The sequence below is a fragment of the Methanocaldococcus bathoardescens genome (assembly GCF_000739065.1).
Classification (GTDB): domain Archaea; phylum AGJL01; class Methanococci; order Methanococcales; family Methanocaldococcaceae; genus Methanocaldococcus; species Methanocaldococcus bathoardescens.
In genome coordinates this window covers 1,080,890-1,097,490 of record NZ_CP009149.1, presented here as the reverse complement: position 1 = coordinate 1,097,490, position 16,601 = coordinate 1,080,890, and the positions used below count along the sequence as shown (strand labels likewise).

Annotated in this window: 16 protein-coding genes; 5 read left to right on the top strand and 11 right to left on the bottom strand. The window is 28.6% G+C overall.

What is annotated here, in order from left to right; genetic code table 11:
- The first annotated feature begins 16 nt into the window (after window positions 1–16).
- Complete coding sequence (locus tag JH146_RS05580; RefSeq protein WP_048202074.1) at window positions 17–1,012, top strand: permease; 996 nt, start codon at window positions 17–19, stop codon at window positions 1,010–1,012.
- 1 nt (window position 1,013) lies between these two features.
- On the opposite strand, the gene JH146_RS05575 is transcribed toward JH146_RS05580, so the two are convergent.
- On the bottom strand, window positions 1,014–2,033 hold the full coding sequence (locus JH146_RS05575; RefSeq protein WP_048202073.1) for a M24 family metallopeptidase: 1,020 nt from the start codon (window positions 2,031–2,033) through the stop codon (window positions 1,014–1,016).
- Between the two features lie 42 nt (window positions 2,034–2,075).
- Here JH146_RS05575 and JH146_RS05570 point away from each other — a divergent pair, with 42 nt between their 5' ends.
- The 3 genes from JH146_RS05570 to JH146_RS05560 all read left to right on the top strand — a co-directional run bounded on the left by JH146_RS05570 (window position 2,076) and on the right by JH146_RS05560 (window position 4,397).
- On the top strand, window positions 2,076–2,576 hold the full coding sequence (locus JH146_RS05570; RefSeq protein ID WP_048202072.1) for a chorismate pyruvate-lyase family protein: 501 nt from the start codon (window positions 2,076–2,078) through the stop codon (window positions 2,574–2,576).
- A 97-nt stretch (window positions 2,577–2,673) separates the two neighbouring features.
- Window positions 2,674–3,675, top strand: coding sequence for an AmmeMemoRadiSam system radical SAM enzyme (gene amrS / locus JH146_RS05565; protein WP_048202071.1), 1,002 nt, complete (start codon window positions 2,674–2,676; stop codon window positions 3,673–3,675).
- A 119-nt stretch (window positions 3,676–3,794) separates the two neighbouring features.
- On the top strand, window positions 3,795–4,397 hold the full coding sequence (locus JH146_RS05560; RefSeq protein WP_048202070.1) for a TIGR00296 family protein: 603 nt from the start codon (window positions 3,795–3,797) through the stop codon (window positions 4,395–4,397).
- Between the two features lie 130 nt (window positions 4,398–4,527).
- Here the strand turns inward: JH146_RS05560 and JH146_RS05555 are convergent, their stop codons facing one another.
- The 10 genes from JH146_RS05555 to JH146_RS05510 all read right to left on the bottom strand — a co-directional run bounded on the left by JH146_RS05555 (window position 4,528) and on the right by JH146_RS05510 (window position 15,056).
- Window positions 4,528–5,847: a vWA domain-containing protein gene (locus tag JH146_RS05555; protein ID WP_048202069.1), complete on the bottom strand. Its 1,320-nt coding sequence runs from the start codon at window positions 5,845–5,847 to the stop codon at window positions 4,528–4,530.
- A gap of 3 nt (window positions 5,848–5,850) precedes the next feature.
- Window positions 5,851–6,972 carry an AAA family ATPase gene (locus tag JH146_RS05550; RefSeq protein WP_048202068.1) on the bottom strand — a complete coding sequence of 374 codons (1,122 nt, stop codon included), beginning with the start codon at window positions 6,970–6,972 and terminating at the stop codon, window positions 5,851–5,853.
- An 8-nt stretch (window positions 6,973–6,980) separates the two neighbouring features.
- A complete protein-coding gene (cobJ, locus tag JH146_RS05545) occupies window positions 6,981–7,730 on the bottom strand; it encodes a precorrin-3B C(17)-methyltransferase (RefSeq protein ID WP_048202067.1) in 750 nt (249 codons plus the stop codon).
- Window positions 7,731–7,772: 42 nt separating this feature from the next.
- Complete coding sequence (locus JH146_RS05540) at window positions 7,773–8,789, bottom strand: deoxyhypusine synthase (RefSeq protein WP_048202640.1); 1,017 nt, start codon at window positions 8,787–8,789, stop codon at window positions 7,773–7,775.
- 13 nt (window positions 8,790–8,802) lie between these two features.
- Window positions 8,803–9,678 carry a tyramine--L-glutamate ligase gene (gene mfnD, locus JH146_RS05535; RefSeq protein ID WP_048202066.1) on the bottom strand — a complete coding sequence of 292 codons (876 nt, stop codon included), beginning with the start codon at window positions 9,676–9,678 and terminating at the stop codon, window positions 8,803–8,805.
- Between the two features lie 222 nt (window positions 9,679–9,900).
- Window positions 9,901–10,797: a hypothetical protein gene (locus JH146_RS05530; protein ID WP_048202065.1), complete on the bottom strand. Its 897-nt coding sequence runs from the start codon at window positions 10,795–10,797 to the stop codon at window positions 9,901–9,903.
- Entirely contained in the window at window positions 10,754–11,374 is a 621-nt protein-coding gene (locus JH146_RS05525; RefSeq protein WP_048202064.1) for an archaetidylserine decarboxylase, read from the bottom strand. The genes JH146_RS05530 and JH146_RS05525 overlap by 44 nt, the downstream gene beginning before the upstream one ends.
- A gap of 240 nt (window positions 11,375–11,614) precedes the next feature.
- Window positions 11,615–12,175, bottom strand: a complete 561-nt coding sequence (locus tag JH146_RS05520) for an OB-fold nucleic acid binding domain-containing protein (RefSeq protein ID WP_236953694.1) — start codon at window positions 12,173–12,175, stop codon at window positions 11,615–11,617.
- A 124-nt stretch (window positions 12,176–12,299) separates the two neighbouring features.
- Window positions 12,300–13,325: an ATP-binding protein gene (locus JH146_RS05515; protein ID WP_048202062.1), complete on the bottom strand. Its 1,026-nt coding sequence runs from the start codon at window positions 13,323–13,325 to the stop codon at window positions 12,300–12,302.
- A 75-nt stretch (window positions 13,326–13,400) separates the two neighbouring features.
- Entirely contained in the window at window positions 13,401–15,056 is a 1,656-nt protein-coding gene (locus JH146_RS05510) for an S-layer protein (protein WP_048202061.1), read from the bottom strand.
- A 426-nt stretch (window positions 15,057–15,482) separates the two neighbouring features.
- Between JH146_RS05510 and JH146_RS05505 the strand changes: the two genes are divergently transcribed.
- Entirely contained in the window at window positions 15,483–16,562 is a 1,080-nt protein-coding gene (locus JH146_RS05505) for an ATP-binding protein (RefSeq protein WP_048202060.1), read from the top strand.
- Window positions 16,563–16,601: the final 39 nt, after the last annotated feature.

Genomic DNA, 16,601 nt, shown 5'->3' with positions numbered 1-16,601 from the left:
TTAATAGGAGATTTAAATGCTACAAATAGTTTATAAATTTCTTTTAAACTTTTGGAATTTCTTAAATGAATTGGCAGTTTATATAATAATTGGGCTGTTAATAGCTGGAATTCTTAAATATTTTTTACCAGATGATTTTATTAGAAAACATCTTGGAAGTTCTACTTCATTATCAGTTATAAAAAGTGTTTTATTTGGTATTCCTTTACCTATCTGTTCCTGTTCAGTTATTCCAATAGGCGTTTCTTTAAAAAAGAGTGGAGCAAGCTCTGCCTCTGTTTTATCTTTTCTAATAGCAACTCCTGTAACTGGAATTGATTCCATATTTGTAACTTATGCTGTCTTTGGGGGAATTTTTACAGCTTTTAGAGTTTTATCATCTGTTTTTATATCCCTATTTGCTGGAATTTTAGGGAATATTTTTATCAAAGAGAATGAAGAAGTAAAAGAAAAAAGAAAGGTAAAAAGAAAAATAAAAAAGAAAAATTTAAAAAATGCGATTAAAGAGATTATTAACTACTCATTTAACGAGCTTTTTTCACCATTAGCAAAGCCATTATTATATGGGATTATTCTTGGGGCTATAATCTCTCTAATTCCTATAGATATCTCATCCTATGTAGATAATTTGTTTCTGCAGTATATTTTGGTTTTATTATTATCAGTTCCAATTTATGTTTGTTCAATATCTTCAATCCCTATAGCTCTATCTCTCATCTCAATTGGTTTCTCGCCAGGCTCAGCTTTGATATTTTTAACTACTGGGCCGGCAACGAATATTGTAACTATGACAACAATTTATGAAATATTTGGAAAAAAGGCATTAGCAATTTATTTATCCAGCATAATTATTGGTAGTTTTTTATTTGCATTTTTATTTGATTATCTTATAGGAGATATAGGTGTTAAAACAGCTATTATTACACCTCATCATTTACATATAAGTGAGATATTTGCACTTATTCTTCTTATCTTAATAATTTATCATTTAATTAAACAATGGAAAAAATAATTTAATATTCAGGAATTTCCGCTTTGCTTAATTTTTCAAATCCATTCTTTTTAATTAAATATAAATCTTCTATCCTTACACCAAATTTATTTTTTAAATACAATCCTGGCTCAATAGTTACAACCATCCCTTCTTTTAAAATAACATCTTCATCGTCTTTTAATTTATTTGATAATCTTGGCTCTTCATGAACTTCTAATCCAACACCATGCCCTAAAGAGTGGATAAATAGCTCTTTATAATCACCAAAGAACTCTCTAACTATGTTATCAATTTGTTTAGCTGATATTCCCTCTTTTAAATGCTCTTCAGCAATTTTTTTTGCTTCATAAACTAAATTATAGATTTTTCTCATCTCTTCATCATCTTTTAATAAAAATGTTCTTGTTATATCTGAACAATAGCCATCATAAACTGCCCCAATGTCAATTAATAAAACATCCTTTATCTTATCTTTTGTAGGCAAAGCATGAGGGAAAGAAGTTTTTTTACCAGAAACTACAATGGAATCAAATGCAGGTTTTATTGAACCATGTTTTTTCATAATATATTCTATCTCAGCCACTAATTCATATTCATTTAAATTTTTAACGTTATCTAAATTATTATAAACCCAAGTTATGGCTTTATCACTAATCTCAGCGGCCTTTTTAATTAATTCTATTTCTTCTTTATCTTTAATCATTCTCAGCTCTTTAATTTTGTCGGATATTATTTTATAATCTTTATCAATATATTTTAAATAACCAATTGGTAATTCTCTTTCAATTCCATCACATCCTTTAAATATCTCTTCCCAGCTTTTAAACTCTTTAATTTCTAAAAAATTAAAAACTTCTTCAGCATAATCTTTATCAAGTTTTCCAACATATAAGTAAGGCTGTTCTTCAAAAACTAAGACAGAGAAACTCATAAAATATTTTCCTAAGAAGTAGTTTATGTTCTCTTTCTTTAAAACCACTGCCTTTTTTATACCTTCACTTTCCATATATTTTAAAAATCTCTTAATTCTATTATTCATTATTATCGCCTCATTTTATTGATAAATTAAACACGTGATATTATGATTATTTATAAGGAAATATCAAAACTAAATAAAAAATTTCGTTTGCTGAATGAAGAAAAAATACTTTTAGGGACTGATGGAAGCGTAACAAATATTTTAGAGATATTATTTGAGGATATTTGTAAAGTTGAGACAATTAATCAAAAGATTGTTGATAATACAAACTATAGGGAAGTTATTCTTAAAGTTAATGATATTCCATTAGTTTATGCTATATCAAAAACACCTTTTAAAAATATTGAGGAAGAAAATCTTAGGGAAGAAATAAAAAAGGATTTACTCTCTGCGGATATTCCAATAGGTAAGATTATAAGAAAATACAACTTAGAAACCAGAAGAGAAATTAAATCTATAGGAATCGCTGAAGTTGATGAAAGATTAAAAACCCTTTTAAAAACAAACTACAACCAATTACCAAAAAGAACATATAATATAATATACAAAAATAAAATATTGATGGAAATTACTGAAATTTTTGCTATTAGAGGAAAATTATGAAAGAACTCTTTAGGAAGGGGTTTATATAGAATGGAATACTTTCATACAACTCACCAAATCTTTCCATTAATTTTTTCTAAAAGTTTCAGGTGAAATTATGAGAGAAGCAATGTTTTATGAAAAATTAGATGACAATAAAGTTAGGTGCAATATTTGTCCAAGGCGTTGTATTATAAAAGAGGGGGAGAGGGGTTTTTGTTGGAATAGAGAAAATATAAATGGAACTTTATATGCTGTTGGATATGGAAAAATTTGCTCATTAGCGATAGACCCAATAGAAAAAAAGCCATTATTTCATTTCTATCCAACATCTCAAGTAGTTTCTTTAGCTACTGGTGGCTGTAATTTTAGATGCTTGCATTGTCAAAATTGGACAATTTCTCAATTTCCACCAGATGAAATTCCTTATAGGGAGATGACACCAGAAGAGATTGTTGAAGTTGCTATAAGATACAACTGTCCAGGAATATCATACACTTATACTGAACCAACAGTATATTATGAGTTCATGTATGATACTTCAGTTGTAGCAAGAGAGAAAGGGTTATTTAATGTAATGATTACCAATGGTTATATAGAGAAAGAGCCATTAAAAGCTCTTCCAGTGGATGCAATGAATATAGATATTAAAGGAAATGCTGATTTTTATAAGAAAGTTTGTAAAGCTACGATAGAGCCAGTATTAGAAACATGTAAATTAGCAAAAAAATTGGGAATACATGTAGAAATAACAAATTTAATTGTTCCAGGTTATAATGACAATATAGATGACTTGTTATTTATAATACACTTTGTAAGAGATGAGTTAGGAAAAGATACTCCTTTGCATTTTTCAAGGTTTCATCCTGACTATAAATTAACTGATATCCTATCAACACCTATAGAAACCTTAGAGATGGCAAGAAATTTGGCTATTGAAGAGGGACTTAAGTATGTTTATATTGGAAATGTTCCAGGGCATGAAGGTGAAAACACATATTGTCCAAATTGTGGGGCTTTGTTAATAGAAAGGTATATATTCAACGCCAAGATAATTAATTTAGATGTAGAAACAGGAAGATGTAAAATTTGTGGGGAGAAGATTGACATAATCTTATAAAATTGAAGTTTATGTTTAACGCGATGATGAGTGCCGACTTCACTGATAATATGATGAAACCTGGGACAGCTGAGCGTTACTATTTCTTTTTGTTTTTATCAATTTTTATTGGTGGAATAATGAGATTACTAACCTTAGAAGAAGGAAAATTTGCAGTAAAATATGCAAGAGCAGTTATAGAAAACTATTTAGCTGGTAGAAAAATAGTTATAGAAAATTATCCAGAAATATTTAATGAGAAAAGAGGGTGTTTTTGCACTTTACATACTTATCCAGATAAGGAATTGAGGGGATGTATTGGGATTCCAGAACCAATAATGCCATTAATTGAAGCTTTAGAAGAAGCGGCGATAAGTGCAGCTACAAAAGATCCAAGGTTCTCACCAGTAACATTGGAAGAGATGGATAGTATTGTGGTTGAAGTAAGTATTTTAACTCCTCCAGAGCTTATTAAAGTTAGTCATCCAAAAGAATATTTGGAAAAAATAAAAATTGGTAGAGATGGATTAATTATTGAATATGGATTTTATAGAGGGCTTTTATTACCACAAGTCCCTGTTGAGTATGGATGGGATGTTGAAGAATATTTGGCTCATTTATGTTTAAAAGCTGGATTGCCACCAGATATGTGGTTAGCTGAAGGTGTTAAAATTTATAGGTTTGAAGCACAGATATTTGAAGAAGTTGAGCCAAGGGGGGAAATTGTTGAGAAAAAACTATAGTTTTTTGCAAAACATTTTGGAATGAATAAGGTATTTATGAACGCCTTCCTTTGGGAAGGCGTTCAAATCTTCCATATTAATTTTAATAACTTTTGCAAAAAACTATAATATAACTTTGATAATTTATTTATTAAGACACTGCCCTATATATTTTTCTTGCTTCTTCATCTACCAAATCATAAACCTTTATAACTTCATCAGAAATCATTTTCAAAGTTTCTGTTGGAAAGACTTCAACAAACACAGAGATTAATTTAACATTATGTTCATTTTTTAACTTGTCAAATTCTTTTAAAAAGACATCATTTACTTCAGCATAGCCATCAGTTATTAACAATATGTCTGCATTTTTAAAGCCTTCATTTTCGTTTATTATTTCTATGGCTCTATTTAACGGCTCTATGAAATTTGTTCCCCCACCAAAATATAAGGAAGCAATTTCGATTATTTCATCTATGGTTATATTTTTAGGATTTATTTTTTTCTCAAATCTAACTCCATCATCAAAGGCAATGTAATATATATCTCTATTTTCTCTCTTAGCAATTTCTATTAAAGATAAAGCAACCGCCTTTCCCCAAATTTCTCTATCTCCATACATTGAACCACTGTGGTCTAATAAAACTACAATCGGCCCTTTTTGCTTTTCCAATTTATTCTGAATATCATAAATTAAGAGCTTTTTATCAACGAATTTCCTAAGGAAATCATAATATAAAATCTCATCTGAAAGATTAACGACCTCTTTTGGTAGTAAATGCTTTAAATCCCTGCCAATTTTTGTAGAGTATATCTCTCCAGAGTAGTGTTTAATCTTTGATTTGTATTCATTTATAGCCAACAATCTTAATTTACCAAGTTTTTTCACAATCTCTCTAATCTTTTTATTCTGCAAAATTTTATCTACCAATTTTATTCTATCTTCTGGTGATAACAGCTTTTTATCTCCTTCCCCTTTACCAAAATTCTCAGCAGCATTAAATCCCTGTATAACTTCAGAAATTTCTTCTGATATATCTTTCATTGTATTTTTAGCAATATCTTTTAATTTCTCTTCAAATCCTTCAACTTTTCCTTCAGATATAAATTTTTTTAGCTCTTTATTTAGCTTTTTAAGTTTTAGATTTTCAAAAAATTTCTCACAGAACATTATTGTAGCAGTTCCAGCATTTACTTCATCTAATTCAGTTAAAAGCTTACTTTTTTCATATTCAATATTTTTTATAGCTCCTTCCAATATTGCCTTATTTATCTTAAATTTTTCTTCAACATGCTCATTAAATTCAACAACATACTTAAAGAATGCATAAAAGGTATCTTCAGCCAATTTTTCATGAATTGGATGAAATTGAGAATAATAGCTAAGAAGTTTTTGTAAATATTTGCTATTCTTTAAAAATCTTTCAAATGCCTTTTTGTCATAAGCATCATGTTTTATGACATTTTTCATAAATTATCCCTTCAATAACTCTTCAACATATTTTTTAAACCCTTCAACTTCTTTTAAAACATCATCAACAAGTTCATAAGGTTTGTTTGCTTCAATTGCTTTATTTTTAACATCTTTTAAGGTTATAGTCATGCTATTTAGCTTTCCTAATATTTCAAGGCATTTTCTATACTCTATTCCTCCCAACTGTATTCTATCTTTATTAATTTTCTTTATTTCATTCATTAAGCTATCCAAGATTTCTCTCTGCTCCAATGCAAAGCCAGCAAAGTGATTGGATAATTTAAAAATTTCAACTGAAACTCTATAAAACTCATCTGGCTCATTCCAGTATATATGCCTTAAAATATCTAAATCATTCTCATCCGCTTTTTCTTTTTCATTTAGATAAGCGAAGCATTTAACTGCCTTAACTGATTTTTTAAATCTTCTATCAGAGATTTTTATTCCTTCACTTTCCAATGATAACTTTATTTTAATTAAATCTTCTTTTATATTTGATATATCAACCTTTAAGGCTTCTTTCTGTAATTCTTTAACATCTTCAATGTCAATAACGGTTTTTGGCTTATATTCTTCCTCTAAATCAATCAGCTTTGATAGATTTTCATAGCTTCTTATTCCTCTAACTACCTTCCTAAACAAAAACCTATCATAGAAAGCTAATAACTCATTCTCTTCTGGTAGTTCATTTGAAGCTCCGAACAAACTAATTAATGGAACTTTCTCTATCTTATCCCCATTATGATAAATTCTTTCATTGATTATCGAAAGCAAAGCGTTTAATATAGAGCTATTAGCTTTAAAAACCTCATCCAAGAAGGCAATTTCAGCACTCGGCAGATAACCGTTAGTTTTTCTAACGAATCTATCATTATCCTTTAACTCTTTAATACTTAGAGGGCCGAATAACTCATCTTCGGTAGTAAATCTTGTTATAAGTTTTTCGAAGTAGTTAGCGTTTATGTGGGATGCTATAGCTCTAATTAATTGTGATTTTGCAACTCCTGGATTTCCTAAGAATACAGTATGCTCATTAGCTAAGATTGAAGTTAATGCTATATCTATTTCTTCCCTTCTTTCTAAGAAATAAGAATTTAGCTCTTGTTTGATTTTTTCAAGCATATTTCCACCTAAATCTTATACTTATCTAAATAGCCCCTTGGAGTTATCATCTTGTTATTGATAATTTTTGTTGAAGAATTTCCAATAATTAATATTGTATTCATATCTATGAACTCTAAATAGCTGTCTAAGTTGTTATAAAGCTCTTTAAAGTTTGTAATTACAATATTCTCTTTATCTCTTCCAGCATTTTTAACTATTCCAATTACATAATCTTTATCTTTTGCAAAGTCATTTAATATTTCCATAGCTTTTAAAAACGGCTCTCTTCTTCTTTTACTTAGTGGGTTGTATATGCAAATAACAAAATCTCCTTCTAATGCACACTTAAATCTTTTTAGTATTGTTTCTAATGGTGTTAATAAATCGCTAAAACTTATAACAACAAAATCATGATTTAATGGACTTCCTAAGATTGCTGAAGCTAATGAAGCAGCTGTTATTCCTGGAATAACTTTTATATCCACATTGTAGCCTTTAACAGCATTTATCTCATAAGCTAATGAAGCTAATCCATAAATTGTTGCATCACCACTTGAAACTAAAGCAACATCTTTATCTTTTGCCTCTTTTAAAGCATAATCAACTCTATCAATCTCTTTTGTCATACCTGTTGTGTATATTGGCTTATTAAATCTCTCAACAAATCTTTTGTAATTTTTATAGCATACAATTAAATCTACGTTATTTAATACCTCTTCAGCTTCTTTTGTAAAATGCCTTTCACTACCACTACCTATACCTACAACAAATAACATATTTTCAACCATTAAAAAATGATTTAATAATTTAATATTTAATTACTTCATTACACAATAAACTAATAATGGGAATATTATTGTTGCATCTCCCCAAATTTCGACATAATCTGCCTTAGCTCCAATTTTTCCCCAAGATATTCCTTCTTCAGGTGGGGCTCCACTTAAAGAACCATCCCATGGAAGGGCAGTGGTTATGTATATAGCATAATCAGTTCCCTCCCTAAATAGGTTGGCATTTATAATGCTATGCTTTGGCAGTGAGCCACCTAAAACAATACATGCTGTCTCTTTAGAGTTTATGGCTATATCATTCAGTTTTACAATATCGTTGGCAACATCTATCATTAACTCTTCATCTTTTCTGTATTTTTTAAAGAAATATAGCATATCCCCAATTGAACCATCTGTTATTGCTGGGCAGAATATTGGAATATTATTTTTATATGCCCAATATAAGATTGATTTTTCTTTTTCTTTATTTTTTAATTTTTTGTCCATAAATTCTCCTAATTTATAGCAAAATTCACTTGCTGTAATAATTTTCCCAGTTTCTTTCTGTAAATTTAAAAGCTCTTCGAAAAATTCCATCATATATTCTTCAAACGCTATATATCTATCATTTGGAACAAAGATGTTTCCAATTCTATTTATTCCCTTTTCTCTCAACTCTCTCCCATCTACATCCCAATCTCCCAATATAAATGGCTTTAAGCATTTTATAAAATCTTCCTCAACTCCTCCAGCTGTTGTAACAATAACATCAACCTTTTTATGTTTTACAAGGTAAGCTATAATCTCTCTCAATCCAGAAGATACAATATTTGATGTGTATCCAAAAAATACAGTTATTTCTTCTCCATTTTTTCTTTTCTCTTCAATAAGTTTCCAGATTTTTATTGCCTTACCAATATGTGATGCTTGAAATCCAATTTTTAGGTAGTATTTCTTAATTATTTCTTCTAAGCTTATATCTTCATCTAACCATGGCCCTTCAATTTCTATTCCCTTAATGTCTTCACTTTCTTTAAGCACTATATCTTTTGGGTCTTTTTCCATAGCATCACCAATTTTATTTATCAATTGTAAATTTCTCTCCCTTTACTTTAAATTTTAGTTCTTCATTATTTGCATTTTTTATTAATAACTCTGCCAAACTTGGTTTTGTTTTTAATCCATAAATTGTTGTTGTAATTCTTGGATTTATTTCTATAATATAGATTTCATCATTCACTATAACATCAACTCCTACATATCCATTTAATCCATCTATACATTTAACTGCTTTAATAGCTTCATTAAATATTTTATCTTTTAATTTATGCTCAATATTTACATCTCCACCAATAAATCCTCTCTCATCAATATACTGCCTATTTAAAGATAAAGGATAGATTTTTTTACCAACAATTAAAGAGACAGATAAATTTTCTCCATCAACAAACTCTTGAATTAAAAAATTCTCATCAAATAAATTAAATTTTCCTCCACAGCTGTCTATCTTTTTTACTACGTATTTTTTTGGTGTAAATGTTTTTGGCGTCTTTACAGAATCTTTAATTGCTAAGTAAGTTAAATATTTGTTTCCAGCAATTTTTATTGCTTCTGAAGAACAACCAAGGTTTTTTACTGGATATTTTTCAATGATTTTTGTTAAGTTGTATAAAATGTTTTCATCTTCCGGTGCTATAGTTAGTGCATAGTTAATTTTTTCAGATTTTAAAATGTTGTTTAATTTTTCTTCAATCTCATTTTCATCTTCAATCTCAACTATTTTAAGGTTTTCAAAATCTTTATAATCATTAACGAAATCTTTATGAATTAAAGATACAACATTATCAATCTCTAAGAATTGTTTTAATAGCGTATCAAACATCATTTTTCCTTCTTTTAAAATTCCTTCATCTTCAAAACCAGAAGCAATGGCATATTCGAAGAATAGAATCACTTTATCACCGTAGGAATCTTTTAATTTACACTTCCTTGCTTATGCTCAGAAGTGTTAGTTTTTATGAAATGGAAAGCTCTGCTTTCCAGCTACATTCACTGCAACCTATGGTTGCAGGGAAGTTGAATAATCTACGATTATTCAACTAAATCCGTTAAGGATTTTGTTCAACTTTCTTAAAAAGTTTCATTCGGAAAATAGAATAATTAATACCGCCACAAATTACTTTATTATTGATAATATCTCTTCAGAAGCATCTGTTGGCTCTTTAAATCCTCTGTAAACATCTTTAACAACCTTTTTTATAAATTTCTCTTTATTTTTCTCAATTTTACAGCTTTGGATGCATAAAGGACAGTAATTTAAATAATTTTCATCCTTTTTAATTTTTATTGGAAATAGCTCAAAAAAGTTTATAATTATTCCGTTGTCATATTTAAAAATCCCACAATTTAAACAGCTTGTAAATATCTCTCCTTTTAATCCATCTTTTATAATTTTATCTTTTAAAAATCCACAAGGGAATGAATTTATAAGATTTTTTATTTCATCTTTTGTAAAGTTTATTTTTAAAAACTCATGCTCTATATTCCTTTTATTTAAAAAATCTAAAATCTTTTCTTTTGTTTTTTGTGGAACTAAAGCTGGGAAATCATAAGTTAATGCTTTAACATTAAAAATATTTGATAAAATATCAACAACATATAAATCATACTGACATTGGACTAAGCAGATAACATCTCTCTTCTTTTTTGGAATTTCTCCATATAAAAAATAGTTACAGATATCTTGAAAAATATCATCATTAAATAGAGATTTAATTGTCTCTACCCTTTTTTCAAATAAAACTTTGTCAGTATAATCCTCAACTCTTATAATTTCAAATCTATCTTTCATCTCCTCCCTTAATTTTCCAACCACCCAACCTCCAGGCCCTATAATTGTAGATTTATCACTTCTGTTTTTTGTGTAAATGGTTAGTATTTTCCCATCTACTTTAATATCTACTATATCAAATAACGCTTTACTTAACCCTAAATTCTCTCTAATTCTTGAAACCCTCTCTTTTATCTCATTAATTAGCTGTATTTTTGACTGCAACGATTGTCTGTCCTGCATAGACCTTCTCTCCCACTTTAATTGTTATATTGTAATTAGATGGGATTATAACTGCTGTTTGTGAGCCAAGCTTTATTTTACCAATTCTTTCTCCCATCTCAACATAATCTCCTTCTTTTATATTGAGAACGCATCTTCTTGCAACAAAACCAGCTATTTGGGCAACTCCAATATAATCAGAACCATTTTTTATTATTACTACATTTCTTTCATTTATTTTTTCTACATCTTTTAAAAATGCTGGATAGAAACTCCCATCTATATGCTTTGTATATACAACTTTTCCACTTATTGGGGCTCTATTGACATGCACATCTAATGGAGACATAAAAATGCCTATAACATAACAACCATTTGGAAAGTATTTTGAAACATTTAGAACATAGTAATTTCCATCTTTAAAAACTTCTGCTTCTCCATTTTTGTAGAATTTTATATACTCTACAGTTCCATCGGCTGGGGATAAGATGATGTTATTTCCTTTTGTTATATCCCTATCTGGGTCTCTATAAAAATAAACAGTAAATAACAGTAGAGAACAAACAGCTATAGCAAAAAATTTCTTATATTTTCCCATAATTAATCACCGTATTTCTTAACTTAATTTAGATTTTGGGACATTAATTAGGGCTGAAAGCCCTAACTTATAACCAATTATCAAAGGAATATTGTCTATTAAGGAATATTTAGAAGCCCCAAAGGGGCTTCTATAACTGCCTTATAACAATTAAAAACTTTGATAATTGGTTAAATGGACGGGTTTTGATGAAACTTTTACTAAAAGTTTCGCAAAGAATTTTTTATTATTTTCCCATAATCATTCACCATGTTCTTCACACCATTTGCATTTTTCATAACCAAGAACCTTTGCATCATCTTCAGAATAAAAATATATTATATTTTCTTCTTTTAATCTTTTTCCATAAGGGCAGTTTTTTGATGTATGATACTTTTTACCATATTTTGAGGCATAGATATTTGTTGGTGTGGAGGATAGATAAATGTCCCTCTCAAAGTTTCTCTTTTCTATTAGCTTAAAATCTTCAATATCATTTAAAATTATTTCATACTTTCCATTATATACTGAGATTTTTCCTTTAACTTCAACATAATCTCCTTCTTTAATCATTGGATAATAGCTTAATATGTAATTTAAAAGCTCTTCCCTTGTCTTACCAAAGGCAACAATATCCAAATTTCCAGTGCCATCATTTATAACTATTCTTGAAATATTAATAACATGCCTATATTTGTCCCTTTTAACATACATCTCTTGGATGTATCCTTTTATAACAACATAATCCCCTTCTTTAATCTCAGCTATGTATTTTTCTTTTGGTTGAATTGGATTTAAAAATAGCCAAGTAGTAGATATAATTACAAAACAAGTTAGAGCAAATAATGTAATGTTTTTCTCAGTTAGTTTTCATTCTATCCCTTATAGGAATCTTTTTTTAAATTAAAATATTATAAAAATTAAAAACTTCATTTTAACCATTAATTTATTTTAGAACCTCTCTTATAGCATACCACTTCTTTATAGACGTTGGCTTAATTATTCCATTTATCACATCATAAAACAAAATTTCATTCTCAATTAAAAATTTTATATACTTCATTTCTTCTTTTTTAACTTCTTTATCATAAGAGATTTTTATCTTATCCTTAAACTTGGATAGAACTTTATAAATTTCCTCTTCATCTAAATCGGTTGTATCAATTAAATATTTTATCTTATCCTTCTCGATATTAATCCACTGCTTTATAGTCTCTTCAACAGATAAACCTAATTTTTTATTATTTATCAACTGAGAGATTTCATAAGGTAATGATAAATACTTCGAACAATAATTTACCTCCTCCTCACTAAATCCCTCTTCTTTTAAAATATTTCTTATAGTTCCTTTTCTTAACCAATCAATTAGATAATATTCAGAGGTATTTTCTAAGGTAGAGTTTTGATATATCTCTTCAATAAATAAGGTATCAGAAGTTAGACAAATAACATGGCATAGATGTCTTACTTTAGTCAAATGAACAAAGAGATTAAATAACTCATTTAATAGTGATTTATCTCCTTTGCCTTCTCCGTTAAAATAAATATGCTTCAATTTCTGTAATTCATCAATTATTAAAACTGGCTTCTTCCCATCTTTTATAACTGCTTTAATACTCTCTTTCATCTTGCCAAATACATCATTTAATTTTATACTGTTAAAATCAAACTTTTCTTCAATCCCAAACTTAAATATCTTTAAGTTAATTTCAAATTTATTTAGCAAATACTTTTTATCTCCTTTCTCAAAAAATATTTCTAAAAACTCTTCTTTTGTTGGTGTAGCATACTCCCTCAAATCATAATAGAAAAAGATAATATCATTCTCCTTTGATAATTCCTCAATAACTCTAAGCATTACTGTTGTTTTACCAGATGACTTAGGACCATAAACAAATAAAATAGAATTAGGCTCTAATTGGCAGTAGGTTTTTAAATAGTTAAGTTCTTTCTCTCTATCAAAAAATCTCATTCTATCACCAAATTAATTTAAATCTATAAATTAAGTTATCTAAAAAAATAAAAAGAAAAAAAAGATTTAAAAAATTTAAATCATTTTGATTAACTCTAAAGCAGCTTCTCTTGTTTTCTCTCTGTCTCCACCAGCTACAACTACAACATCGTGTCCGTTTGCTTCTCCTGGTAAGACAGCGATTGTTGCTGGACTGTCGTTGTCTAATGTTAATTTACCTGCATCAACTAATGCTTTTGTTAATTTGTTTGCAACTGGTCCTCCAACTAAGACTAAGTTCTTGTCAGCTGTGTCTAAGCTAACTTCTGTATCTAACTTAGCGATTGGTGCTGTTAATGCAACTGGTGTAACAGCGTCAGCTTTGATTCCTTTTAATGTGACATCTGCGTTTAATGCACTAACTTTCTGTCCAATGTCTAATGTAGCATCAACAGATTTATCCATTGAGAAGTAGACGTATAGTTTATCTGTCTTGTCTTTGTCATCAAATTTAAATGTAACGTAATCTAATATATCTAATTCATCACCACTGTCTAAATCATCTAACTTATCTCCGTCATATCTTAATGCAATACCGAAAACTGGAGTATCACTATCTATACTTGATTTTAATTCTATTTTATCATTGGTGTCATTTGTAATTGCATACACTTTCCAATCTCCAACGTATTTTTTACCTAATTCTAATTCTTTAACATCTTTGCAGATTAACAATTCTGCATATCCGTAGTTCTCTCCAACGTCCATCCATGCACCGTGTACAACAACTCCTACTTTGTCACCATAAATTACTTTCATTGATTGTGTGCTTGTTACTGTATCTGATTTCTCAGCAACAACTTTACCATCTTTTAATATATCGATAGTTACTTTGTATTCTCCTTGGTTTGTTGACTTTAATACTGATTTTACTTTAACTTCGTATCCATTTCCTACATCATAAGTTTCGCCTTCTTTTAAAACTCCATCGTATACTGAGGTTCCAAGATATATTACATCATCATCAGCATCAATTTTAACTACTGCTTGTTCTTGTCCTAAGAATGGAATTCTCATACCTGGTTTCAATGCAACATGGTCAGCAAATGTTTCTCCACCATCTGTATAAGCTAATGTCATATAAATTGCTGCTTTTTTGTCAATAGTTAAGCTATCTGAATCGTTTTTAACAGCAACAGCAACAATTTCTCCTGCATCTCCATCTGAATTATACCAGTCTGATGGGTCAATATCTTCAACTTTTAACATTGTTGCTACATCTCCTAAAGAAACAGTCTTACTAACGTTATTGGTATTTAAATCTAAAGCATTAGCATCTAAACCATAATTGTCTGCTCCTGCATTATCAAATGAATCTGAATAATCGCTGTCAGAAGCTGCAACAAATACTGTATAATTACCGTTTGGAATTTCATTCTTTAATATATCCCAATCATCAGAATTTGCAACTGCGTGAATTTTTATGTCAGCACTTCCATCTTCGACTGTTCCTTCTTTGTAGCATAAGCTTCCTATTTTAGCAGCGATATCAGCAGCTGAAACAACATCCATTGTTGATGGAGCATCAGCACCTACAACAACGTAACAATTTGGCTGTCCATCTTTAACGAATAAGTCTTTTGAAACATCTCCAATAACTGTTACTTCAGCAGCGACTCCGCTTGCTAAAGCTGTAGCAACCATTGCCCCTCCAACTGCAATAGCACCAATTTTCTTTAAGCTCATTGCCATACTTTATCACCTAAGTTTTATATTGTTATTTTGATTGACGGTATATACCTTCGACAAACTACTATATAAATCTTACGATATGAAACGGTTATAACAATAGTTTTACGATGTGAATTTTTATTATACTTTAGATATTCTAAATTTGAGATAATATATTTCTTAATTTTAAAATAAAAAAAGTTACAAACTTTTGCAACTTTTTTAAATAGCTAAAAATGAATTTTGATATATTCAAATATTCAACAGAAATTTATAAAAATCTCGCAAGAAATATAGTTTTTTGCAAAACTTATTAAATTATATAAGGCATATATTTGAAGCTCTTCAAGAGCTTCACATTTTCCTTATTCATCCCAAGATATTTTGCAAAAAACTATAAATGTTAAAAAAGACAAAAAATTAAGATTGAAATATTGGTGAATATTTATGAAATTTTTTAATAGAGAAAAAGAGATTAAAGAAATTCTCTCAATCATAGAATCTGAGCCACAAAGAATTAATTTTATTTTTGGCTCTATAAATTCAGGAAAAACTGCCTTAATAAATGAGATAATAAACAACAGATTAGATAAAGATAAGCATGTTGTGTTTTATATAAATCTTAGGGCAATGTTTTTATCAAAATATGATGATTTTATAGAAGTTTTATTTGAAGAGTATGAAAATGACAAAAGCCCATTGGATATAATAAAAAGTTTAATAAAAGATATGCCTTCTTTGTATGGCATTCCAATCCCTAAAAACACTTTAAATGAATTATTAAACAAAAAAAGAAGTAAAAATATTTTCAAATACATAATTGAAGTGTTTGAAAATATTAAAAAGGATGGAAAACAACCAATATTAATTATAGATGAACTACAAAAGATAGGAGATATGAAGATTAACGGATTTTTAATATATGAACTTTTTAATTTCTTTGTAGATTTAACAAAAGAAAGGCATTTATGTCATATCATCTGCCTAAGTTCAGATAGTTTATTTATTGAGAGAGTTTATAATGAGGCAATGTTAAAAGGTAGAGTAGATTACATTTTAGTGGATGACTTTGATAAAGAAACTGCCTTAAGATTTATTGATTTTCTATCAGAAAATATTTTAAATAAAAAACTCTCTGATGATAATAAAGAGTTAATTTATAGCTATGTTGGTGGGAAGCCGGCAGATATAATCTATGTTATTGATAAATTAAAAAATAAGGATTTAAAAGAGATTTTAGAAACTTTACTAATGGATGAACAACAAAAATTAAAATATTTTTTGAAAGAGTTAAATTATATAAAACCAAAAGTTGTTATTGGGGAAGAAGTTATAGAGATTAAAAAAGAGGATATCATTGAAGCGTTAAAATTATTTAAAGATAATTATGAGATTAGTGATGATGACATATCAGAGCCAGTTTATATTTATTTAATTAAAAGAAACATTTTATTCTTAAACCCTATTGAAGGAATTCTAAAACCGCAGAGTTATTTAGTGTGGAACGCGATAAAGAAGTTGTTATAAAATAAATGGATATTGGATATCTATGTAAGGTTACGCCCC